Genomic DNA, 22,419 nt, shown 5'->3' on the forward strand with positions numbered 1-22,419 from the left:
CGAAACGGTCGTCGTGGTGGGATCAGCGTTCAGATAGTCCGCCATAGCCAGGGGGCGGTCCGGAGCTTCGTTGCCCATGAGCGTTTCCAGTTCTGCCCGATCCACGCTCGCGAGGTGTTCCCGCTTCCCCCGCGGAGCCCGACAGTTCCCACTCGATTTCCTCTCCGGGGTCGGCACGGTACGGCTGGGCGAATTCGTCGTATCGGGTCCGGCAGTGCCGCCCTACGGACCGCGGAGCCACACCGGCGGGTACCCGGACCCGGTCGCTTCCGTAACCGGCCCGGTCGGGCGAACCCCGTACTCCCGGAACAAGCTCGACACCCACACCGACACCTTCCAGCTACCCGACCCCTGCACCCAGGCTCGTAGCCAGAGCCTGACGCCGAGTGTAATTATTTTCGCCCGCTCCGCCTAGGCCCGGAAAGGATCGATGAACCAACGGGTTTGACCGCCGGGACGTGAGAACATGGACAGCGGAGCTGAGACACAACGCTTTTCGCACTACACCAGCACGGTAGCAGCGGGATACGACACCTTCGGGCACAGGTGTCGCCGCCGGCTCCGGGGCCCGATCGGCCGGGCGATCGAGAACTGCTGCACGCCAGCGACGAACACCGGAGCAGCGGATCCAGGACAGCGGCGGCGGTGGGGCCGCCGGTCGGCGAGGTGCCCGCGGCGACCGGCAAACCTTCCGACGCGCTGTCCACGCGGCGGTTCGCTCCGCGCGACAAACGGTACGAACGGCGCGGCCGGCGCGGCACGGCGCCTGCACCCAGCCCGGAGGACCGATTCGGCACGCTCGGTTTCGAGCGGCTCGGTCCGGTAATCCGCACCTCGATCAGCACACCACCACGGTGGTGGCCTATGCCGTGAAAGGCTATCTGGTGAAGGCCGCACTCCCGCATATGCGCCCGGGTGCCTCGATCGTCGGCAGCTCTTCGGTGAACTCCGATTCGCCCTCGCCCACCCTGGCGCCCTACGCGGCCACCAAGGCGGGCATAGCCAATTTCTCCGCCGGCCTCGCGCAACTCCTGGGCGAGAAAGGGATTCGGGTGAACAGCCTCGCACCCGGGCCGATCTGAACCCCCTTGATCCCCTCCACAATGCCCGACGAGAAGGTCACCGCATTCGGCGACAGCACGCCGCTCGGGCGCGCCGGGCAACCCGCCGAGCTGGCTCCGGTCCATGTCCTGCTCGCCTCCGACGAGGGCAGCTACATGTCGGGCGCGCGGGTCGCGGTGACCGGGGGAAATCCGATCCTCTGAGGCGCGCGGCCCGGCACAGGCCGCCGCGCCGCGCGATCAGGGCCGCGGGCCCCGGTCCGGTCTCACCGCCGGATGCCCCGCCCTCCGCGTGGCGAACCCCGTGCCGGGCGCACGCGGCCGGCGAGGTCGGGGGGTTTCGTGCCGGCGCTCGCGGGTATCGCGCCCGCATTCATCGGGCGGGAAGCCGCGCCCCGGTGACCGAGGTGGTCCGGAAGATCGGAGGAGCAATGGCGGCCGAACCGAGTGTGCAGATACCGGTGCCCGTGCAGGACGCGTTCGCTGTTCTCGCCGACGGCTGGCTGTACGGACTGTGGGTGGTGGGCGCCACCCATATCCGCGAAGTCGACAGCGGCTGGCCACAGGTGGGCACCCGTATCCACCACAGCGTGGGTGGCTGGCCGTTGGCCCGGCACGACACCACGAAGGTCCGCGCGGTCGACGCACCACACCGGCTCGAGCTCGAGGCCCGGCTGTGGCCGGCGGGCGCGGCCTATATCCGGCTCGATCTCACCGAGCTCGGCCCCGACCGTACCGAAGTGGCAATGGCCGAACGCGTCGTCCACGGCCCCGGGAAATTCCTCCCCGGGGCGGTACAGGATCTCGCGCTGGTACCGCGCAACCGGGAATCACTCCAGCGTTTCGCCGCCCTCGCCGTCGGGCGATCCCCCCGATCTCCGAGTTGACCCGCCGACCCGAAGCCCGGGTCCGGGGACCCGGTCGTATGGCGACCGTCCGCGCGGCGGACAGCGGCGGGCGATTCCGACCGGCGCGACATCGAACGCAGCGGCGCGGTCCCCACATTGCCGCTGGCACCGGTGATCACGATCTTCATCGGACTCGCACCCCTCGGCCGACGCCGTTCACGGCCGGAAAACCGCCCGGATGCAACCGTCCCGTTTGGTCTTGAACAGCTCGTAGCCGAGCACCGCGTCCTCCAACGGCATACCGTGGGTGATCAGATGGGCGGGGTCGAGATCGCCCTGCTGGATGTAGTCGAACATCCGCGGCATGTACCGCTGCCCGTGCTGCTGCGCGGTCCGGATGGTGAGGCTCTTGTTCGTCACCACCCCCATCGGGAATTTATCGGTCAGGCCGTAGATGCCGAGCACCGAGACAACTCCACCCTTCCGGCAGGCCAGCAGCGCCTGCCGCAGCGAGGTCGCCCGGTCGGTTTCCAGGCGTAGCAGTTGTTTGGCCCGGTCGTAGAGCTGTTGCAGACCCGTTCCGTGCCCCTCCATGCCCACCGCGTCGATACACGCGTCGGGACCCCGGCCCCCGGTCATATCGAGTAGCGCTTCCTGGACGCTGTCCACCGCGGTGTAGTCGATCGTCTCCGCGTCGTATCGGTCCCGGGCGAGGGCCAGGCGTTCCGGGATCCGGTCGATCACGACGGCGCGCTCGGCGCCGAGCAGCCGGGCGGAGTGGGCCGCCATCAGGCCGACCCCGCCACCGCCCCACACCGCGACGGTGTCGCCGGGGGCGATATCGCAGAAGTCGGCGCCCATGAGGCCCGTGGGAACCGCGTCGGAGCAGAACAGCGCCTGCTCGTCGGTGATGCCCTCCGGCACGGTGAAGCAGTTGACATCCCCGAAGGGGACGCGGATGAAGTTCGCGTGCGAACCCTGATACCCGCCGAACGGGTGGGTGTACCCGTAGATACCGCCGGTCGGCTGGCCGAAGACCGGCTGCTGCAGGGCGGCGTTGGGGTTGGTGGTGTCACAGACCGAGTACAGGTCGTGTTCGCAGTACCAGCATGCCCCGCATCCGATGAACGACGGCACCACCACCCGGTCCCCCACCTTCGTCGCGGTGACCTCCGCGCCGGTCTCCACCACCTCACCCATGAACTCGTGGCCGAACACGTCGCCCGCGCGCATACCGGGTAGATAACCGTCGATGAAATGCAGATCCGAGCCGCAGGTCGTCGTCAGCGTCACCCGCACGATCACATCGTGGGGATTGACCAGACCCGGGTCCGGTACGGTTTCGACCGCGAGATCGTTGACCCCGTTCCAGCACAACGCACGCATCATGCCTCCTGTCCGGCCGTCCGGCCGCTGGGATTACGGTCGAGAGTGGGTATTTCGCCCGTCTGCATCAGCGCACGCGCGCGGTAGAGGACCGTGAAGATCGCCGCGCCGGTGAGCTGCCGCGGCAGCGGCGTCGTCGCCGATATATGCACTTCGGTGCCCCGGTTCCGGGGCGCGTCGGTGAATTCCAGCTCGATCCGCGCGCATTCGGGATCCACCGCGTCGACGAACCGCAGTCCGTCCCGCTCCGTCAGCAGTACGCTCTCCCAGTGGATCGCGTCCGCGCCGTCCGGCGCCGCTGTCCATTCGTAGCGATCCGGAGCCGTCGACCGCACGTCGGCGAAACCGCCGAACACGCGGGACAGGTTGTCCGGGTCACGCCAGAACTCTTCCACCGCGGCCCGCGGCCGCCCGATCGTCAGGGCCCGCCGACCGGTGCCGCCGGCCACCGCACCCACGGCCCGGCCGACGAGGGTGACCACTTCGTCTTTCGCCTTCTGTAGGTAATCCACGCGCTCTCCCTTCCGAGGAGTCGGACCGGCAGCGCCGACGCGGTACCCCGGGCGCTCCGGTGCAAACCCGCGGACGCCTGCCCGATTTTCTGCTTTTCGACCACGGGAACCGGGGTAGGCCGAGGCCATAGGAAAGGAGGAGTCTTGACCGAAGCGAAACGCACGGAGCAGAACGAGAACGACGAGCCCGAAGCCGGTCGGCCGGGCCCGACCGACCGGGGTCGCGATGGCGGGATGGCCACGCGCGAGATCGCGCCCGAGGTGACCGTCGCGGATGCGGAGCAGGAACCACCGGACTGAGACCACTCGGGAGCCGCAGGGCCACCGATGGCCCGGTGCACATGTGCGCTCACATTTATGCGGCCCGCCGGACGGTAAAGACAACACCGTAATCGTTCGGTACCGGCACCGGCACCGGCGGATTCCGCCGAGACCACACCCCGGATTCACCCATCGAACTCCGCAGCGGGGCGAGAAAGCGTTGCCGTTGTCCAGTGGTCGTCCGGTATTCGGCCGGTCGGCCACCCCGGCAAGGCATCTGGACACCAGCCGGCCGGCGGGCGACCGCTGCGCGACCGATACCACGCGAATATCCTCCGCCGCCGCGATATCCGCGATCTGGTCCTCAACCAGCTCGCGGCGCCGGAGAAGGTCACTGCGGAGGCCGCGCAGCCGGGCACGGTCAGGGCCCGGCGTACACCCTGCTCCGGCGCCACGGGGATCCGCCACGGCCGCGTGCCGGACCTCGCGGCGGGCATGCGGCCGATCTCCCCCGCCCCGCACCCCCAATCGACGTCACTCAGCGAGCGGTCCGGGCCGATCCAGATGTAGATAGGTGTATGCGGTGACGACGAGACATACGCCGGTCGCGGTGACGGGCATCGCCCAGCCCGCCACGAGCAGGCTCGGCAGACCACCCGCCAGCGCCCCGAAGCCCAAACGCGCATAAAGCAGGAAGTATCCGAGCCAGTCGGCGTAATCGCCGCCACTGGCATGGCGTTCGATCCCCTGACCCATCCTCGACCTGTTGAGCGAACATCTGCGCACCGCCTGAAGACCACCGTGCCCGCCCACGGACACCGCTGCGCTCGCACCACTTCCCGATCAGAGTTCCACGGTGCGTGTCACCACGATCCGCTCGCCGTCCTCTCGGATCGAGGGAACGAGATCGTCCGGCCGGGGCCGAAAACCCGGGGCGGTGGCCAGGCCGTGGGTTTCGTCGGCCGCGGTCATCCGGACACGGTCGGCACCGGGGGTGCGCACAGTGATGTCGACTCCGTCCGGCGGCAGATCCCGGAACCGTATCTCGCCCGCCCAGGTATCGGCCCGCTCCCCCGTGACGGCCAGCTCGACCGGCACCGTACCCGCGACGGTCGCGACCACCCGGTCGATCCGGCGATCGACGCGCAGTACCAGCCCGGACGCCGCACGCCGGGATGCCACGTGCACGGTGACGGTGTCGCCGTCGCGACGGACGACCTCGAGCAGCGGACCGTCGAGCGCCATCGGCTCGGCCGGTCCGGTCCATACCGTGCCCCGCGCGTAGCCGGGCGAGAGGCGCGCGATATCGGTGCCGTCCACGAAGGTCCGAGCCCACGCGGCCGGTTCGGTATCGCCGCTCACCCAGCTCGCCGCACCGGTATCCGCGTTCAGGACATAGGCCAGGTGCGCGCGGGCGGGGTGCCGGGCGTCGAAGGTGTCGACCATGGTTCCCGCGCCGATCAGGAGTACCGAGACAACCGCCGCCGTCACCGGGACCGCGACCGTGACGCGGCGGCGGACGGTGGGCCCGGGCAGCACCAACTCGATCAGCGGGAGCACCAGCACCACGAACAGTGCCGCACCGGCCGCGGCGACCCCGCCGGATGTCAGGCCGACTCCGTCGATCAGGTTCCCGCTCAGGGGTCCCAGCAGCGCGGCGGCGACCAGCGCCCCCAGCGTGAACACCAGCACCGGCCACAGGCGCCGGCGCATCGGCAGCAGCGCCGCCAGTGTGCCCAGTGCCACGAACAGGGCCGGCAGCGTGAACAGAAACGAGGCACCGGGCGCCACGACCGCGCACCCCACCCCGAGTACGGCAGGCCAGACCAGGGCGCCGATCGCCGGTGCGGCCGGCCCCCACCGGCGGCGTGCCGGTAGATACCAGCCGACCACCGCTGTCACGGCAAGCGCCACCAGGGCCCAGTGATAGACCTGTGGGCGATGCAGCAGCCCGCCCATCTGTGCGTACTCGGGCCGCGACCACTCCAGCACCGACCACATCCCCTGCCCGAGCAGTGCCGCCGCGCCCAGAGGCAATGCCACCGACGCCGCGGCCGGCAACAGCTGCCCGGTTCCCGCCGCGCCGCGCCGGCGCGCGAGCAACACCACCGCACCGACCGCCACCGCGGCGAGCAGGGCGATCGGCAGGACCCATGCGTTCGAGTAGGTGACCATGGTGCCCGCGAGGCGGAAATAGGTGGCGTCGTGGTCGGATCGCAGCTCGGCCAGATCGGTCTCGCCCAGCGCGCGGGCGAGGTGGAGCATGTTCTCGCCGTGGTGCTGCAGACTGCCCCGATCGAGGTTGTCGATGGTGTCGCCGGCCGTGTGGTAGTAGGACGAGCGCTCGATATAGGCGAAGTTGAGCCCGGTGAAACCGGCCTTCGACAGAGCCGTGAAGTCGGTCGAGTTCGGCATCGTCCGATACACCTCGACCAGCGACGAATCACCCCGTGGATGCGGTACGGCGCCGGCGAACAGCGATACCAGGGCGGCATTGTCCACCGAGGTCTCGAACATCAGTGACGGTCCGCCGACACCGCGGGCCTCCCAGTTGAGCACCACACCGCCGGCGCGTGCGAGCCGGTGCTCCCGGGCGAACGCCTCGGCACCGAGCAGACCGTCCTCTTCACCGTCGGTGAACAGCAGCACGAGATCATTGCGCTGCCCGCCGTGCCGGGCGAGCAACCGGCCGACCTCCACCATGGCCGCGACCGCGGCGCCGTCATCGGAGGCGCCCGGGCCCGTTGCGGCCGAATCATAGTGCGCGGCAAGCATAACCGTGCCGGTGGACGCACGGCCGGGCAGGGTGGCGATCACATTGTCCACCCGGCCGAAGGTCGCGAGTCCTTTCGACGCCCGCGCTCCGACACCGCGCTGGGTTTCCACCGCGAAGCCCGCCGATTCCAGCTGCGCGGTGAGATATTCCCGGGCCCGGTCGCTCGCCGGACTGCCCAGCGGCCGCGGTTCGGTCGCGAAGCGGTTCAAGTGGGTCAGGGCCCGTTCCGCGCTGAACCGGTCGGTCACCGTCGCCGGGACCGGCCGGGGGCCGTATCCGTCGGTGACGACGGTGGCCGCCACCGCGGCCATCAGCATCAGCAGGGCCACCAGCCCCGCGGCTACCCGATGTGGAGATTCGATCAGTCCGGCGCGCACGAGGTGACAGTATGTCGCCACTCCGGGCATACTGCCGCCACCGGCCGGCCCGACCCGGCTACGACCCGCAGGGCCCGATCCCCGATATCGACCCCGATCCCGACGCGCCGCAGTTCGGCCAGGGGCGCGCGTTTCCTCCATCAGGATCGCTTCGCGGCCGCGCGGCGAATGCGCGAGGTGGCCGAGGCGAAGAAACCGACCCTGCGCGAAGTGGTGATCGACCGGTTCGAACGCGGCCCGCTGGTCGGTACACCCGCCGGGCCGATACCCGACACCGCGGGAGCGGGCGGAGCGCGGTCAGGCCGTGGACTCCGCGGAGTCGGCCTGAGCCATTGTCAGGAGGGCCCGGTGCAGCGCCTTGGCCGGCTCACCCGCCCGCTTCCCGTGTAGCTCGACCTCCACGAAACCCTCGACCAGCGCCCGCCCGGGATCCAGCAGACCCGCCCCGATATCCGGCCCGCCGCTCAGGGAACCTGCCATCAGGATCCGCCAGGCTTCCTGACGCGCCCGGTAATCCCCCGCCTCGTCGAGCGCGGCCGCGAAGGCGCGGACCACCGCGGTGTACGCCGGCCGGCCGGTGGTGCCGCCTCGGCGGAAACGCCTTCTGGTCGATCCCGGCCCGGCGGCACCCGAGCTCGTCAACTCCGCACGTTCCAGAGTGATCCATACCGGAGGCGGCTCGGCCGAACCCGACTCCGCCGCTTTTTTGCGCTCCCGGCGGATCGTATCGTCGCGTTGTTCGGTGACCTCGATGCCGTACAGGGCGACGGTGTACTTCGCGAGCAGATCGTTCAGCGCCGCGGCGATCTGGTGCACCACCTCGGTTTCCATCCCGGCGGTCCCGAAGCCGCGAATCCTCAGGCCGTGTCGGCGGGCCATCTCCTCGGCGAGCCGGATCGCGTCGGCGGGGTCGCCCCCTGTTCCCGGCACCACGGTCAGCGCCTCGGGCGGCGAGAACGCCGGCTCCGCCTCGGGCGGCGACAGCGTCTCCGGCGTGGACGGGTTCCCCACCAGATGCAACGCAGGCGCCGCATCCGGCTCGGCCGGCAGGTCCGTGTGTACCGGCTCGACCGGCGACTCCCCGCGTGCCGCCTCGGCTGAGGACTCCGAGCGAACCGGCCTCCCGGCCGGCTCCGCGGGTTCCGGCCCGCCCAACGACGCCGAAGGCACCGGTCCCACCGGCGGCCCCGAGTGGACCGGCCCCGGCGTCGCCCCCGGGGCCGGCGGATCCGAGTGAACCGACATGACCGGCGACTCCGCAGGCGCAGGCTCGACCGATGACTCCTCGCACCTCGGTTCCTCCGCACACGCCGATTCGGCCGGTGGTAATCCCGTTCGTGGCGGCTCCGTGCCCACCGCCTCCGCCGATATTTCCCTGCGTACCGGTTCGTCCGGTCCGCCCGGGCACGCCGGCTCGACCGGTGGCTCCGCGCGCACCGGCCGGGCCGGTACTTCTCCGCGCACCGGTTCGTCCGGTCGCCGTGCCGTCCGGGCCCCGGCCGAACCGGTGATCCGGGCCAGTTGCAGCGATAACTCGGGGGGCAGCTCGACCGTGCGCGGCACGGGACGGGGTTCCGGGGCCGGGGGCCGCGATGTGTCGCTCGGCACGGCCATCCGCGGCTGTTCGGCGCGCCGGCCCGCGAGCTGAGTTCGTTCCGGGGGCGCCGACACCTCGGCCCGGCCGGTGGACAGGACCGGCTGGGCGTGCGGAGCCGCCGGTTCCCGCGCCGAGATCGGCAGGGCGGGGGCCGCGGGCTCGGGCGACTCCGAGCGCTCGCGGAGCACTCGCGCACCGGCGCTCGCCGCGGCCGCGCTACTGTCCACGGCGGCGGCACGGGTGTCGAGCGGCGCATCGTCCCGGCCCGGCGGCGCCGGGACACCGGATACGGCCCGCGGTGTGCCTCCGGTTCCGGAGAGTGATGGGGGGCGCCGGGTTTCGCGCGACGGCCCCACGAGGTCGACGGCCTGCACCGGACCGGGCGAGGAATCGACCGCGCGCGGCACGTGCCGTGGTGCCGGTTCGGCGACCGGGGACAACGGCGAGGCGAGTGGCGCTACCTCTGCCGCGGCCGGCACGGGGACGACCGTGGCGGGTACGGCCGTCGAAGGTACGACCGGCGACGGCCCGGGGACCGGTACCGGCCGGTCGACCGCCGGCATTCCGGGGCGGGTCGTGGTTTCCCCGGGTACTGCCGGGCGGGCCGTGGCGCCAGCAGTAGCGGCAGGCCCGGGCCGAACCACAGCGGAGGTGGCGGCCCGTTTACGGGCCCACGGGGTCGAAGCCGGCGCGCGGACGGCTGCGGACGTCCCGGTGCCGAACCGATTCGCGACCGGTACCACGGGTTCACGAGATACCGTTACCGCCGGGGAGGCAACGACCGCCGGGCCCGGCGCCGCATTCGCCTCGGCGGAGGTTATCGCGGCCCTCAGTTCCCCGGTGACGCGGGACGCCTCGGTGATCAGCTTCTCCAGCGTCGTCACCAAGGCCCGTAGTTCGTCCGTGTCCACTTTCGGAGTCTCGTTCAACGATGTCCCCGCTTGTCGTCACCGCAGCCGGGCCGGACCGTCGGTCGGTTCGGCCGGCATCCACGATATGACGCACACAGACATGGAAACAGTGTGAAACGTCGTGGTCCGCCACGCGATGGCGACGACCCTCCCGGAATGGGAAGAGTTCGTAGGCCGGACCCGGACCCGAAGTCGGTGGCGCGGCGGGAGCGGCCTCCGGTGGCGGGTTCACCGGAACGGCGGCCCGCACGGACGGTCGCCGGCGCGCGCTCGGCGGTACGCACAGCGAAGTGCGCCACGGCGACCGTCTGGACACGGACGGATAGGGGTACTTCTGCGAGGATGAGGTTGTGGTCGATGTGCTGAGCAGAAATCGTGTGGTCGTGACAGGTCGCACCGGAGCACCGGTGGTGGTCCTCGCGCACGGATTCGGCTGCGATCAGGGCCTGTGGCGGCTGGTGACGCCCCTGTTGGCGCGGGAGTTCCGCGTCGTCCTGTTCGACCACGTGGGCTCGGGCCGGTCGGATCTGTCGGCCTGGGACCCACAGCGGTACTCGACCATGGCCGGGTACGCCGAGGACATCCGGCAGGTGTGCCGGGCGATTGATCTGGGACCGGTGGTTCTGGTCGGCCATTCGGTGGCGGCCATGATGGGCGTCCTGGCCGCCGCGGCGGAACCGGAGTTGTTCCGGGGCCTGGTACTGCTGGCGCCGAGTCCCCGCTTCATCGACGATCCGGCGAGCGGTTACCGGGGCGGCTTCAGCGCCGACGATATCGACGAGCTACTCGAATCCCTGGATGCCAATTATCTGGGCTGGTCGGGGGCCATGGCGCCGGTGATCATGGGCAATCCGGAGCGTCCGGAACTCGCGCAGGAGCTGGAGACGACGTTCTGCCGTACCGATCCGGAGATCGCCCGGACCTTCGCGCGGGTGACCTTCCTGTCCGACAACCGCGACGATCTCGCGGCCGTGCGGGTACCGACCCTGGTGGCGCAGTGCTCGAACGACGCGATCGCCCCACCGGGAGTCGGCGAGTTCATGCATTCCCGTATCCCCGGCAGCCGGTTGGTGACCCTCAACGCCACCGGGCACTGTCCGCAACTGGCGGCTCCCGAGGAGACCGCCGCCGCGATCACCGGCTTCGTGCGCGACCTATCATGATGATGTGCCGCGCGGGCGGCCCAGGACCGGAACGCGCCGGGTTCGAACCCGACGATCCGGACCAACGCGCGGAGTTCAGCGCCCTGCTGGAGGACGACGTCGAAGACCTGTACGAGAACGCCCCCTGCGGCTATCTGTCCACTTTGCTCGACGGGCGGATCGCCAAGATCAACACGACGCTACTGGACTGGCTCGGTTACCGGCGCGAAGACCTGGTGGGGCGACATCATTTCAGCGATCTGCTCACCGTCGGGGGCCGCCTTTACCACGAAACCCATTTCGCGCCGCTGCTGCGGATGCAGGGCCATCTCAGCGGTATCGCGCTCGAACTCCGGGCGGCCGACGGCTCGCGATTGCCCGTCCTGGTGACCTCCACGGTGAAGACCGGAGCGGACGGGGAGCCGCTGCTGATCCGGACCACCGTGTTCGACGCCCGCGAGCGCCGCGCCTACGAAGCCGAGCTGCTGCGCGCACGCCGCGAGGCCGAACGCGACCGCGAACGCCTGCAACGGTTGAACGCCACCCTGCAGCGCACGCTGCTGCCCGCGGTGCTCGAGCCGGTTCCGGGGGCCGATATCGCCGCGCACTACCACGCCGCCTCCCCCGATGAGGTCGGCGGCGACTTCTACGACCTGTTCCCCATCTCCCCGGGGATATGGGGTTTCTTTCTCGGTGACGTCTGCGGCAAAGGCGCCGTCGCCGCCACCATCACCTCGCTGGCCCGGTACACGCTGCGCGCCGCCGCGGTCTACGACTCGGATCCGACCGCGGTCCTGCGGCATCTGAACACCACCATGGTGCGTGACCATCGCCGCGGCCACCCCCGTTTCTGTACCGTCATCTACGGTCGGCTCACCCTGACCGACGACGCCGAGGGGCCCCGCGCCACCGTCACCCTCGCCTCCGGCGGGCACCCTCCGGCCCTGTTGCTGGGTGCCGACGGTACGGCCGACTACCTGCCCACTCCCGGCGGGCAACTGGTCGGGGTATTCCCGGATGCGGCGGTCTCGGCCGTGACCTTCACGCTGGAGGCCGGCGCAACACTCTTGCTCTACACCGACGGACTCACCGAGGCGCGGACCGCCGAGGGCTTCTACGGGGAGTCGGCGCTGCTCGACTTCGCCCGCCATCTCGCTCCCGCGTCCGCCACCGGAACCGTCTCCGCGGTCACCGCACTGCTCGATTCGCTCGGCACCGGTGTCACCGACGACACCGCGCTGCTGGCCTTGCATATGCCGGGGCCGGAACCCCTCCGCGACCGGCTCGGGTGAACGTGCGAACGCACCGCGACATCATGTCCCGCTCCACCGCGCACAGAGAGGGAAGTACCAGTGATGCCGAAGATCGTTCTGTTCGGAGCCACCGGTTACACCGGTCGGCTCATCGCCGAGATCCTGGTCGGCCGGGGCGCCGCACCCGTCCTGGCCGCACGCAATGCGACCGCCCTGCAGAAACTGGCCGCGGATGTCGGCGGCGCCGACACCGCGGTGGCCGATGTGACCGACCCGGATTCGGTCCGGGCCCTGCTGGGGCCCGGTGATGTGCTGATCAGCACGGTGGGGCCGTTCCTGCGCTACGGCAGCTCCGCGCTGGCCGCGGCTGTCGAGGCCGGGGCGCATTATTTCGACTCCACCGGTGAGGGCCCGTTCATTCGGACGGTCTTCGAGCACGACGACGCGGCCCGCGGAGCGGGCGTCGGGCTGCTTACCGCGTTCGGCTACGACTATGTGCCCGGAAATCTGGCCGCCGGTCTCGCACTGGCCGAAGCGCCGACGGCGGTCCGCGCGGATATCGGCTACTTCATCACCGACCCCGGCACCAGCGGCGGTACGCGAGCATCGATGGCGGGCATGCTCTTCGAAGAGGGTTTCGCCCTGCGCGGCGGCCGGGTCGTGCCCGAGCGTACAGCCGCGCGGGTCCGCAGTTTCGGCGTCGCGGGCCGAGAGCTCACGGGCGCGTCGGTACCCGGTTCCGAACATTTCGCGCTCACCCGTTCCTACCCGCGGCTGCGTGACGCCGATGTCTACCTCGGTATGCCCGGCGGGGCGGCGCAGGGTCTGCGGGTCGCCTCGCTGCTCACCGGCGCCCTCGGCCGGATCGACCCGGTGAAACGGCTGGCCGAGAGCGCATTGACCCGGATCGTCAAGGGCTCGACCGGGGGCCCGGCGGCCAACGCGCGGGCCCGGACCCGAACGTGGGCGGTGGCCGAGGTGGCCGACGAGTCGGGCACGGTCCTCGCCTCGGTGACCCTGGCCGGCGGTGACCCCTACGACTTCACCGCGGCGATCCTCGCCTGGGGTGCGCAGACCGCGCTCGACGGCGGTCTGCGCGGCGCCGGTGCGCTGGGCCCGGTCGAAGCGTTCGGCCTCGAGGCGCTCACCGCCGGTGCGGCCGGCGCCGGGCTGACCCGGTAACCCGCGGCGCCGCGAGGCTCCCGCCGCCACGCGGGCTCGTGCCCCTATCGCCGGATCCACCGCACCCTCGCCGACGGCCGGGGCATACGCCCGGTTCTACGAATCGACCGAGCAACGCGACACAGCCCTACCCGGCCGGCGCCACTTCTACAATCACCACCGAGCCCACTCCGCCATCGGTGGTCGGCCACCGGTCCCCCCGACTGACCAACCTCCCTGGGCATCACACCTGGACGGTGGCGTTTGCGCAGCGCACAGCGCGGGTAGCCGAGGGAACCGGAGGTGTTGCCGGGGATGGATCGGCGTTATCGCGGACTGAGCGTTCGAGTGCTGCGGCGCGGCGAGGTCCGCGTTCTGGTGCGCACACTGCGGGCGGCATGGTCGGACGAGCTGTCCGACTGGGCGGCGGCACTCACGTACTACAGCATGCTGTCGCTGTTTCCGGCACTGTTGCTCACCGTCGCCGCGCTCGGCCTGGCCGGACCCGAGCCGACCGGCGCGCTCGCCGGAGCGGCGAGCCACGTCGGCCCGCAAGGCAGCCGGACCCTGCTCGCCGATTCGGTGCGCCACCTCGAACAGGTCCGGGCCTGGTCGGCGCCGATCGCGATCGCGGGACTGGTGTCGGGGCTGTGGACGGCGTCGAGCTATGTCGGCGCGTTCATTCGGGCCGCCAACGCCCTGTACTCCGTCGCGGAGAGCCGGTCCCGGCCCCGGACGGTACTCCTGCAGCTGTCGCTCAGCGTGGTCCTGATCGCCATGATGGTGTTCACCGGCCTGGGATTCGTGATCACCAACGGTATGGCCGGACGATACGGCGGCGCCCTCGCCGACCTGCCTTTCGTGCACGGGGTCTGGGCGGTCCTCAGGTGGATCGTCCTCGCGCTGGTGGCGAGTTTCGCACTGTCACTTCTGTATTGGGTAGCGCCCAATGTGACCGGGCAACCGTTCCGCTGGTTCACCGCGGGGAGCGCGCTGGCGGTCGCGGTATGGCTGGCCGGTTCGGCCGGACTGTCGTTCTATGCCGCCCATTTCGACTCGTTCGACAAGGTCTACGGTTCGCTGGCGGCGGCGGTCGTCTTCCTCGTCTGGCTGTGGGTCGCCAATTTCGCGGTGTTGCTGGGAGCGGTGGTCGACGCCCAACGGGCCCGCCGTTCCACGCCGCCCGAGGCGGAGCGCATCGACGACGACCGGGGGCACCGGCCGATCCCGGACGGCACCGAACCGGATCACGGCGCGGTCGCCCGGTGAAGACGCGCATCGCGGGTGGCACCGGTACCGGTACCACCCACACCGCCGGGCGACGGTACGTCTCAGGCCTTCCGGCCCACGGCACCGTAGAGCGACACCTTCTTGTCATGGCTCTGCGGATGTTCGATACCCGAATTACGCCAGCGATGAATCACCTCGACACCCGGATCCACCAGTTCCAGCCGGTCGAAGAACCGAGCCACCTCCACGCGGGTGCGTGGGCGCACCGGAATCCCGCGATCCACATAGACCTGCAACAGCCGGGCCATTCCGTCGGGATCGTCGGGACCGTCGTCGAACTCCGTCGTGACATGTGACATCGCCAGGTACGAGCCCGGCGCCAGCGGCTCCATCAGGGTGTTCACGATCTCGTAGACATCACCGGGCACGAAATGCAGCAGGGCCATGAGCGAAACCGCCACCGGCTGCGACAGATCCAGCGTCGCGCGTAGTTCCGGCGCGGCGAGAATGGCCTCCGGATCTCCCGCATCGGCCTGGATGTAGGCGGTGCGGCCCTTTTCGGCGCTCACCAGCAGCGCCCGCGCGTGCGCGAGAACGATCGGGTCGTTGTCGACATAGACCACACGCGATTCCGGCGCCAGACTCTGGGCGACCTGGTGCAGATTGGGCTCGGTCGGTATACCCGTACCGATATCGAGGAACTGGCGGATCCCCTGCTCGGTGAGATAGCGGGTGGCGTGGCGCATGAACTCGCGGTTGGTGCGCGCGGTCAGCCGGACCGCCGGAAAATCGCGCAGTGCCTGTTCGGCCGCGGTCCGGTCGGCATCGTAGGAATCTTTGCCGCCCAGAAAGTAGTCGTACATGCGCGCGGGATGCGCGACATCGGTACGCAGGTCGATAGAGCCGTCGGACACGGCGGATGCTCCTTGTGGCGTCGTGAGATCGGTACCCCGCAGGTATACCCCATCCGGACAAGTCGCCCAACGCATTCCGGCAAACCGATTCGTGCCGCCGCGGAGGTGGGACGGTGCCACCGACGCCCCGCGATGCGACCGGACCTGACGTATTTGACCCTGACACTGTGACAAGGTCTTGACTGAGCGCAGGAGGTGGTCCCCATCGACCCGATATTCGATTCACCCGATACGCGCCTGCTCGAGGCACTGTCCGCCGCGGACCCGTCGACCCGGCTCCAGGCGGCGCTGGCCGCGGGTACGAACCCCGCACCCGGCCTGATCGGCGCGCTGGTCGCCCGATGCGCGGTCGAACCCGACTTCTACGTCCGCGATATGCTCACCTGGGCACTGACCCGCCATCCGGCCGAGATCACCGTGCCGGTCCTGCGCACGGAACTGCGTTCCGCGGACGCGCAGGCCCGCAGCCAGGCGCTGCACACCCTGTCCAAGATCGGTGACGGATCCGTCTGGCCCGCGATCACCCGGTCGCTGCTGCACGACGTCGACGACGAGGTCGCCCGGAGCGCGTGGCGCGCCGCCGTGGTTCTCGTACCGGCCGCTGAGCAGAAGGCGCTGGCCGCGGAGCTGGCGACGCAACTCGGCCGTGGCGACCGCTCGGTCCAGCTGAGTCTCAGCCGGGCACTGGTGGCCCTCGGCGATCACGCCGAACCGGCCGTGCGGGAAAGGCTGACCAGCTCGGACCCGGTGGTGCGCGCGCATGCCCGCGCCACCGAGTGGCTGTTGCGCGACCCGGACGCCGGGTTCGATCCGGATGTCGCCGAGGCGAAACGGATCGTCGCGCTCGGTCCGGAACACGCCGGGCCGGCCGCGTGCTGATCGGTGAGGTGGCGCGCCGTTCGGGAGTGAGTACCCGGATGCTGCGGCACTACGACGCTCTCGGGCTGGTGCGGCCCACCGGCCGCACGGTCGGCGGCTACCGCGAGTACTCCCCCGCGGATATCCGGCGGATCTTCCATGTGGAAAGCCTGCGCTCCCTGGGGCTGTCGTTACGGGAGGTCGGGCGGGCCCTGCAGGATCCCGCCTTCACCCCGGCGGAGCTGGTCGGCGCGCTCATCCAGCGGACCGAGGCGCGGGTGCGGCGGGAGCAGGAGCTCCTCGACCGGCTCCGGGCCGTCGATGCCTCGACGCCGGCCGACTGGCCGGATGCCCTGCGCATCGTCGAACTCCTGCACGGACTCGAGTCGCCGAGTGCCGCACGCCGGCAGCAGACGGCGCTGGCCTCGGCCGAGGACGTGCCGGTATCCACCGAACTACTGGCCGGAGCGGTTCTCACCGAATCCGATCCGAATGTCGCCGGGGCCCTGCGCTGGGCACTCGCCAGAGCGGGCCGGGACGGACTGGCCGGCGTGATGACCGGCCTGCGCGCCGCGGACGCCGCGATCCGGCGGCGCGCGGTACTCGCGATCGCCGAGATACCCGGCGACGACGCCAGCGCGGCGCTCACCGGTGCACTCACCGATCCGGAGGCGGCGGTGCGCCGTCCCGCCGCGCTGGCCGCCGGGGCGCGCGGCGATCCGGCGGCCGTCCCGGTACTCGTCGATATGGTGGTCGAGGGCAGCAACGATGTGGATGCCGCCGAGGTCCTGGGCTCACTGGCACTGGACGCCGCGCTCGCCGACCGGATCATGGACGCCCTGACCGGGGAGTTCGCCGCGCACGCCACCGAGCCGGCGGTGCGGATACGCCTCACCCAGGCCCTCGCCGAGATGCCGTCGGACCTGGCACTGGGTGTTATGCGGGATCTGGCCGACGATCCCGATCACGCCGTGGCACTCGTCGCGGCGGCGCTCGCCGGGGTGCTCGAGCAGCGCCCTACCGACTGACTCCGGTCGAGGCGAGGTGCGCTGTCCGCATCCGCTCGGCCGGCCGTCACGCTCCCCCGCCGCACACAGCCGCTCGGTGGGCCGGGCATCCCTTCGCGCGGTGGCCGGGGTGCGCACTCCGGTGTGGCACGTCGCAGCCGCTCTCGGCGAGCACCACCGCGGTCGCCTGCCCCCCGGAGTGCCCGGGTGGCCGGATATCGGTGTAGACGCCCTGGGAGCGCCGCGCCGGCGAGTATTTTCGGATTCGGGCTGCGCTGGCCGCTCGACGGTGTCGGCGAATCGATCACGAGCACCTGAGTTCCCGGGACCGGAAACGGGCATCGAGCTGCTCAGGTTTTCCTCGGGCCCGGCCGGGCAACCGGGGACCATGACTACCGAGAATCGCACACCGGACGATCCACCGGCCACCGGGAGCGCGCCGCGGCAACCGCACACCCGGGTCACACCCGACGACCTCCGCCGACTACTCGACGCGGAGAACACACAGGCCACTCTGGCGCTGACAGGGGGCGCGGTCCGGGTCGAGACCGATCCCGACGTCGCCGCCCAAGGGCTTCCCGTCATCACCCGGGCCGCACTCGTCGACCGCATCGGCGCGGACCCCGACGACAACGCCCTGACCGTGCAGGCCGCCGAACTCGAGACCGAGATCCGGCTGCTCGGCGCCTGAACACCGCCGCGCGGCTCGCCGGCGAATGCCGACGGGCCGCGTCTTTTGCCGGAAGCGGCTGCGCGCCGCGGCACTCGTTGCTACTTCCCGAGATGCTTGGTGGTGCGCCGGAACGCCCAGAGCACGACCAGCGCGGCCAGCACCGTGAGCGGCGTACCCATCGCGATCTTGGCGACGGCCAGCCAGGTCGTCGAGTCGGCGAGGTACAACCATTCCTTGACGACGAACCGGGCGCCGAACACGGCCGCGGCGGCCAGGGTGGCGAGATCATGCGCGCGCAGCACCGCCCGATCCGCACGCCACGCGTGCCGGCCGCCGTGCAGCGAGTTCCAGATCACGCCGGTCAGCGGCCGCCGGGCCAGCACCGAGCCGAAGGTGACGACGAAGCCCGCCAGCGCCACCCAGATGCCGAGGACGAAGAAATCCTTCGCCGAACCGGTCCACGCGACGATCCCCACGGCAACCGCCAGCCCCAGCAGCCCACCGACCGCCGACGAGAAACGCTCGCCGCGCAACAGCCGGAACCCGGTGAGCGCCAAGCCGACCGCGATGGCGACTCCGATCGTCGCCGCCAGCGGCAGTACCGCGTTGGCCGCCACGAACACCACGACCGGAATGGTCGAGTACACGAACCCCATCGGCCCGCCCATCTGATCGAGCAATGTCGGCCGTGGCTCGACGGCATCGGGCTCGGTGACCGGGCCGGCAGGCGGCAGGACCGGCGGGGCCACCGGGGCGTCACTCGTCCGGTCGCAATGCTGTTCCGTCATGGTCATTCCGTCCTCCCATATCGTTCTCGCGCTCGGAACAAGGAAAAACCATGCCGCAACGGCACACTCAACCCCTGCGCCGGAATCGGCCCCGGATACGATTCCGAGGCGCACACCGGACACACTGCGCCCGGTCATCGCGGTCCCGAGGTGGCCTCCGCTTCCAGGTTCCGTGCCGCACCGCCGCGTCGGGGCGCGCTTCTCCACGTCCACCCCGGAATTACCCGCTCGGAAGACTCCGTATCGATCCGGATTGAACCCGCGGACGCGGGGTAAGCGCTCGATGTCCACCCGAACAATCGACATCGGAGGTAGATATCGTGGCCGAGAATCGCACAGGCCCCCGGGAAGGACTGGAAGGCGCCGTCGAGGGCGTCAAGGGCAAGGCCAAGGAGGTCGCGGGCACCGTGACCGGGCACAACGACCTGCGGGACGAAGGGATCGCCCAGCAGGACAAGGCCGAATCGCAACGCGAGGTCGCGCAGAAGGAAGCCGAGGCCGAGAAGGCTCGCGCCGAGGCCGACCTGGAGGAGACGCGCCAGCGTTCGCACCAGGAGGGCCGGTAACGACCCGCACACGACACCGATACCCGCTCCGCATCTCCACACAGGGTTGCGGACGGGGTGATCGGCGGACGGGGCTGCCCCGGTGACATCCCGGGGCGGCTTCCTCTCGTCCGCAGTGGTGCGACCGCCTCGGCTGCGGCCGGTGGGGGTGCTCGGCTGAGGACCGCCACCACCACCGGTGGCACATCGTTCGACTCCGGGACTCCGCGGCTCGGGGGTCGTATTCGGCTAATCTGTGCCACGTGCGCACGCCAGAGCAGGACAGTACCCAGGTCGAGGTCGTACGGGTCTTCACCGACACCGCGGGCCGGTGGGGAAACCCCCTCGGTATCGCCCGGGCCGGTGATGTGGTAGGCGTCGACCACCAGGCCCTGGCCGCCCGGCTCGGTTACAGCGAGACGGTCGTGGTCGAGCCACCGGCCCGCGAGGTCGCCCGGTTGCGTATCTACACCCCCGCCGTCGAACTCCCCTTCGCCGGCCACCCCACGGTCGGTACGGCCTGGTGGTTGGCCGATCAGGGCACGCCGGCCGAAACACTCGAGGTGCCCGCGGGCCCGGTGGCCGTCACCGCGGACGCCGGTCTGACCTGGGTGCGGGCCCGGCCGGAATGGGCGCCCGAATTCAGCTTCCACGAATTCGACGACACCGAATTCCTCGCCACCGTGGCACCCGCCGATTTCGATAGCGGCCATCACTACGTCTGGGCCTGGACCGACCGGACTCGCGGCGCGGTGCGTGCCCGCATGTTCGCGCCCGCCATGGGCATTCCCGAGGACGAGGCCACCGGCGCCGCCGCCATCGCCCTCACCGCCCGGCTGGGTCGCGACCTGACCATCACCCAGGGACAGGGCTCACAACTGTTCACCAGGTACGCCCCCGACGGCTGGGTTCATCTGGGCGGGCGCGTGGTGGCCGATCATCCGGTCACACTCTGAGCCCATACGGTCGCCTCCCGCCGGGAGGTTCCGCCCAACATCAGGCGTTCCCAGATCCGGGAACATCCGATAATCGACATGTGTCGACGTTGTCTACCTCGGTGAGAGCCGCGCATTCATGAGCCCGGACACCAAACGCCTGGGCGATCTCCACGAGCTACCGGCCTGCGCTCCGGAGGGGTTGAAAGCACTCGTCACAATAGCCGAGGGAATGATCCAGACCCAGGTCACCCTACTGGGAGAAGGTAAGCCGTCCCAAGCGCCCGATCTGCGCGAATTGCTGCGTGACAAAGGAATCAGCAAACCCGAGGACCAGTCGACAATGGTCGACAACTACAACCAGCATCAAGAGGATGTGGACGAGGTCAAATCGGGCATCCACAGCTCAGACGACGGCATCACCGTCCGAACCGCCGGAATCGGCAAGATAATAACCGACGCCTACGACGCCGTCGACAAGGAGGTGGGAGAGCTCAACGGGTTGATCGACGCCTCTTTCACCGCAGTTCAAACCCTGAAGGATGAGCAGGGCAAGGAGTACAAAAAGCTGCCGAATCACATTGTCGACGGCTTGTTCACAGCCACCTGGGAAGCTTTGAACACGACCTTCGAAGAGGTCAGCGGTGTTTCCGATCGGGCAGCCGCGCAGGCCCTCGCGATCACCGCCGACGAGCCGAACGTTCCCGTCCCCAACGGCGGCGGTGGCGGAGGTGGGGGCGGAGGCGGTCAGCCGGTGGCCTACGGCGGCTCGGGGTCGGGCGGGGGGTCCGATCCGAGCTTCTCTCAGGTGGCGTCGACGGGCAGCGCGATAATTCCCAGCGAGGACAAGCCCACCGCGATGGAAATGATGAAGTATCTCATCGATACCCACAACTTCACCCCGGCCCAGGCCGCGGGCATCGTCGCCAACGCGAAGTACGAGTCGGGCTTCCGGGTCGGAGCGGAAGGCGATACGAATCTGAAAGACCATGCTTACGGCATCTTCCAGTGGCGCGGCGGGCGGTACGAGGGGTTGAAGGAGTTCGCGAGCCGACCCGGCGAGGACATCGGCTCCTGGAAGACCCATATTAACTATATGGTCCATGAATTGACGAGCGGCACTGACTATCAGACGGCCGAGAACCGCGTTTACGGGAACACGACCAATGCGGGTCAGGTGGCAGCGGATTTCGACCGCCACTACGAAAGGAGCGACGGGCATTCCACCACCGATCGGAGCAAGTACGCGAACGGGCTGTTGAGGGAGTACAACAGGGCCAATTCGGGTACCGTCCTTGCCTGAGATCATCTCCCCGAACACACCGCGTGGCGGTGGCCCGAACCGGCATTCTCGGCCAACGGGGGCCGCGATCGCGGCTCCTCCGCCGGTCGGCCACAGCCGACGCCGCGGTGCTCGTCGCAGGGCGGTTTCGTGGCGACAGGAGAGTGCCGGCCTCCTACCGGCCTCACCACAGAGGCGGAAACGCGAGCGTACTGTCGCGTGAGACTTCGTCGTCCGCACCCGCGGTACAGGAAAACGCCGACAGCGCTGCGAACCGGTACGCGGAGGCCGTGCGGCGACCGTCGAGATGCTACACCGGACCCATGCGGTTGCTCATCATGTCCGATACGCATGTACCGAAGCGGGCCCGGGACCTGCCCACCGTGCTCTGGGACGAGGTGGACGCGGCCGACGTTGTCGTGCACGCGGGTGACTGGGTGGAACTCGCGCTACTGAACCGGCTGGAAAAACGCAGCAGACGGCTCATCGGCGTGTACGGCAACAACGACGGACCGGAATTGCGCGCTCGCCTGCCCGAGACCGCCCGGGCGGACCTCGCCGGTCTCCGGCTGGCGGTGGTGCACGAGACCGGGCCCGCGAAAGGTCGGGAACGCCGCTGCGCCGCGGCCTTCCCCGAAACCGATGTGCTGGTCTTCGGCCACAGTCACATTCCCTGGGACAACGTCACCGATACCGGTCTGCGCCTGCTCAACCCGGGTTCACCCACCGATCGCCGCCGGCAGCCCGAACACACCTATCTCACCGCGCGGATCCGGTCCGGGGCGTTGAGCGAGGTGACTCTGCACGCCGTGGTACACCGCTGAGCCCCGGTCCACCGACCGGCGGGACGCGCGCCCGGAAGACCGCATCGAGTTACGGGCCGGTCCCCTCGAGTATGTTCG

At 70.0% G+C, this 22,419-nt stretch carries 20 protein-coding genes and 2 pseudogenes; 15 read left to right on the forward strand and 7 right to left on the reverse strand.

Features of this window, described 5'->3' with window-relative positions; all coding sequences use genetic code 11:
• Nucleotides 1–854 precede the first annotated feature (854 nt).
• Nucleotides 855–1,265, forward strand: a pseudogene (locus ACQPYS_RS16155) (SDR family oxidoreductase).
• 227 nt (nt 1,266–1,492) lie between these two features.
• On the forward strand, nt 1,493–1,948 hold the full coding sequence (locus tag ACQPYS_RS16160) for an SRPBCC family protein (RefSeq protein ID WP_431937934.1): 456 nt from the start codon (nt 1,493–1,495) through the stop codon (nt 1,946–1,948).
• 177 nt (nt 1,949–2,125) lie between these two features.
• Here the strand turns inward: ACQPYS_RS16160 and ACQPYS_RS16165 are convergent, their stop codons facing one another.
• Together ACQPYS_RS16165 and ACQPYS_RS16170 are read right to left on the reverse strand one after the other, a co-directional pair.
• On the reverse strand, nt 2,126–3,295 hold the full coding sequence (locus ACQPYS_RS16165; RefSeq protein WP_433493060.1) for a zinc-dependent alcohol dehydrogenase: 1,170 nt from the start codon (nt 3,293–3,295) through the stop codon (nt 2,126–2,128).
• Nucleotides 3,295–3,807: a hypothetical protein gene (locus ACQPYS_RS16170; protein ID WP_433490025.1), complete on the reverse strand. Its 513-nt coding sequence runs from the start codon at nt 3,805–3,807 to the stop codon at nt 3,295–3,297. The genes ACQPYS_RS16165 and ACQPYS_RS16170 overlap by 1 nt, the downstream gene beginning before the upstream one ends.
• Before the next feature lie 144 nt (nt 3,808–3,951).
• On the opposite strand from ACQPYS_RS16170, the gene ACQPYS_RS16175 reads away from it, so the two are divergent.
• A complete protein-coding gene (locus ACQPYS_RS16175; protein WP_431937932.1) occupies nt 3,952–4,107 on the forward strand; it encodes a hypothetical protein in 156 nt (51 codons plus the stop codon).
• 495 nt (nt 4,108–4,602) lie between these two features.
• Here the strand turns inward: ACQPYS_RS16175 and ACQPYS_RS16180 are convergent, their stop codons facing one another.
• From ACQPYS_RS16180 to ACQPYS_RS16190, 3 genes are all read right to left on the reverse strand, one after another.
• Nucleotides 4,603–4,824: a hypothetical protein gene (locus ACQPYS_RS16180; RefSeq protein ID WP_433490026.1), complete on the reverse strand. Its 222-nt coding sequence runs from the start codon at nt 4,822–4,824 to the stop codon at nt 4,603–4,605.
• Nucleotides 4,825–4,911: 87 nt separating this feature from the next.
• Complete coding sequence (locus ACQPYS_RS16185; RefSeq protein WP_433490027.1) at nt 4,912–7,221, reverse strand: M28 family peptidase; 2,310 nt, start codon at nt 7,219–7,221, stop codon at nt 4,912–4,914.
• 297 nt (nt 7,222–7,518) lie between these two features.
• Nucleotides 7,519–8,232 (reverse strand): hypothetical protein, encoded by a 714-nt coding sequence (locus ACQPYS_RS16190; protein WP_433490028.1) that lies wholly within the window; start codon nt 8,230–8,232, stop codon nt 7,519–7,521.
• Nucleotides 8,233–10,112: 1,880 nt separating this feature from the next.
• Here ACQPYS_RS16190 and ACQPYS_RS16195 point away from each other — a divergent pair.
• The 5 genes and pseudogenes from ACQPYS_RS16195 (at nt 10,113) to ACQPYS_RS16215 (ending at nt 14,554) form a co-directional block, all read left to right on the forward strand.
• A complete protein-coding gene (locus ACQPYS_RS16195) occupies nt 10,113–10,892 on the forward strand; it encodes an alpha/beta fold hydrolase (RefSeq protein ID WP_433490029.1) in 780 nt (259 codons plus the stop codon).
• A 2-nt stretch (nt 10,893–10,894) separates the two neighbouring features.
• Nucleotides 10,895–12,163, forward strand: a complete 1,269-nt coding sequence (locus ACQPYS_RS16200; RefSeq protein WP_433490030.1) for a PP2C family protein-serine/threonine phosphatase — start codon at nt 10,895–10,897, stop codon at nt 12,161–12,163.
• Between the two features lie 63 nt (nt 12,164–12,226).
• Complete coding sequence (locus tag ACQPYS_RS16205; protein ID WP_433490031.1) at nt 12,227–13,306, forward strand: saccharopine dehydrogenase family protein; 1,080 nt, start codon at nt 12,227–12,229, stop codon at nt 13,304–13,306.
• A 51-nt stretch (nt 13,307–13,357) separates the two neighbouring features.
• Nucleotides 13,358–13,533 (forward strand): annotated as a pseudogene (locus ACQPYS_RS16210) (IS481 family transposase); the annotation flags it as partial.
• A gap of 67 nt (nt 13,534–13,600) precedes the next feature.
• Entirely contained in the window at nt 13,601–14,554 is a 954-nt protein-coding gene (locus ACQPYS_RS16215; RefSeq protein WP_433490032.1) for a YihY/virulence factor BrkB family protein, read from the forward strand.
• Between the two features lie 62 nt (nt 14,555–14,616).
• Here the strand turns inward: ACQPYS_RS16215 and ACQPYS_RS16220 are convergent, their stop codons facing one another.
• Nucleotides 14,617–15,429, reverse strand: coding sequence for an SAM-dependent methyltransferase (locus ACQPYS_RS16220; RefSeq protein ID WP_431937923.1), 813 nt, complete (start codon nt 15,427–15,429; stop codon nt 14,617–14,619).
• Between the two features lie 204 nt (nt 15,430–15,633).
• On the opposite strand from ACQPYS_RS16220, the gene ACQPYS_RS16225 reads away from it, so the two are divergent.
• The 3 genes from ACQPYS_RS16225 (at nt 15,634) to ACQPYS_RS16235 (ending at nt 17,985) form a co-directional block, all read left to right on the forward strand.
• Nucleotides 15,634–16,308 (forward strand): HEAT repeat domain-containing protein, encoded by a 675-nt coding sequence (locus ACQPYS_RS16225; protein ID WP_433493061.1) that lies wholly within the window; start codon nt 15,634–15,636, stop codon nt 16,306–16,308.
• Nucleotides 16,302–17,315 carry a MerR family transcriptional regulator gene (locus tag ACQPYS_RS16230; protein ID WP_433490033.1) on the forward strand — a complete coding sequence of 338 codons (1,014 nt, stop codon included), beginning with the start codon at nt 16,302–16,304 and terminating at the stop codon, nt 17,313–17,315. The genes ACQPYS_RS16225 and ACQPYS_RS16230 overlap by 7 nt, the downstream gene beginning before the upstream one ends.
• Nucleotides 17,316–17,682: 367 nt before the next feature.
• Nucleotides 17,683–17,985, forward strand: a complete 303-nt coding sequence (locus ACQPYS_RS16235; protein ID WP_431937921.1) for a hypothetical protein — start codon at nt 17,683–17,685, stop codon at nt 17,983–17,985.
• A gap of 80 nt (nt 17,986–18,065) precedes the next feature.
• Here the strand turns inward: ACQPYS_RS16235 and ACQPYS_RS16240 are convergent, their stop codons facing one another.
• Entirely contained in the window at nt 18,066–18,755 is a 690-nt protein-coding gene (locus ACQPYS_RS16240; RefSeq protein WP_433490034.1) for a DUF3159 domain-containing protein, read from the reverse strand.
• A 320-nt stretch (nt 18,756–19,075) separates the two neighbouring features.
• Here ACQPYS_RS16240 and mbp1 point away from each other — a divergent pair, with 320 nt between their 5' ends.
• The 4 genes from mbp1 to ACQPYS_RS16260 all read left to right on the forward strand — a co-directional run bounded on the left by mbp1 (nt 19,076) and on the right by ACQPYS_RS16260 (nt 22,341).
• Nucleotides 19,076–19,321, forward strand: a complete 246-nt coding sequence (gene mbp1 / locus ACQPYS_RS16245) for a microaggregate-binding protein 1 (protein WP_431937919.1) — start codon at nt 19,076–19,078, stop codon at nt 19,319–19,321.
• 242 nt (nt 19,322–19,563) lie between these two features.
• Nucleotides 19,564–20,256: a PhzF family phenazine biosynthesis protein gene (locus ACQPYS_RS16250; RefSeq protein WP_433490035.1), complete on the forward strand. Its 693-nt coding sequence runs from the start codon at nt 19,564–19,566 to the stop codon at nt 20,254–20,256.
• Between the two features lie 118 nt (nt 20,257–20,374).
• Nucleotides 20,375–21,538 (forward strand): phage tail tip lysozyme, encoded by a 1,164-nt coding sequence (locus tag ACQPYS_RS16255; protein ID WP_433490036.1) that lies wholly within the window; start codon nt 20,375–20,377, stop codon nt 21,536–21,538.
• A gap of 302 nt (nt 21,539–21,840) precedes the next feature.
• Nucleotides 21,841–22,341 carry a metallophosphoesterase family protein gene (locus tag ACQPYS_RS16260; protein WP_433490037.1) on the forward strand — a complete coding sequence of 167 codons (501 nt, stop codon included), beginning with the start codon at nt 21,841–21,843 and terminating at the stop codon, nt 22,339–22,341.
• The last annotated feature ends 78 nt before the right edge of the window (nt 22,342–22,419 follow it).

Origin of the sequence: Nocardia grenadensis (genome assembly GCF_050942415.1) — a bacterium.
GTDB classification, from domain to species: domain Bacteria; phylum Actinomycetota; class Actinomycetes; order Mycobacteriales; family Mycobacteriaceae; genus Nocardia; species Nocardia grenadensis.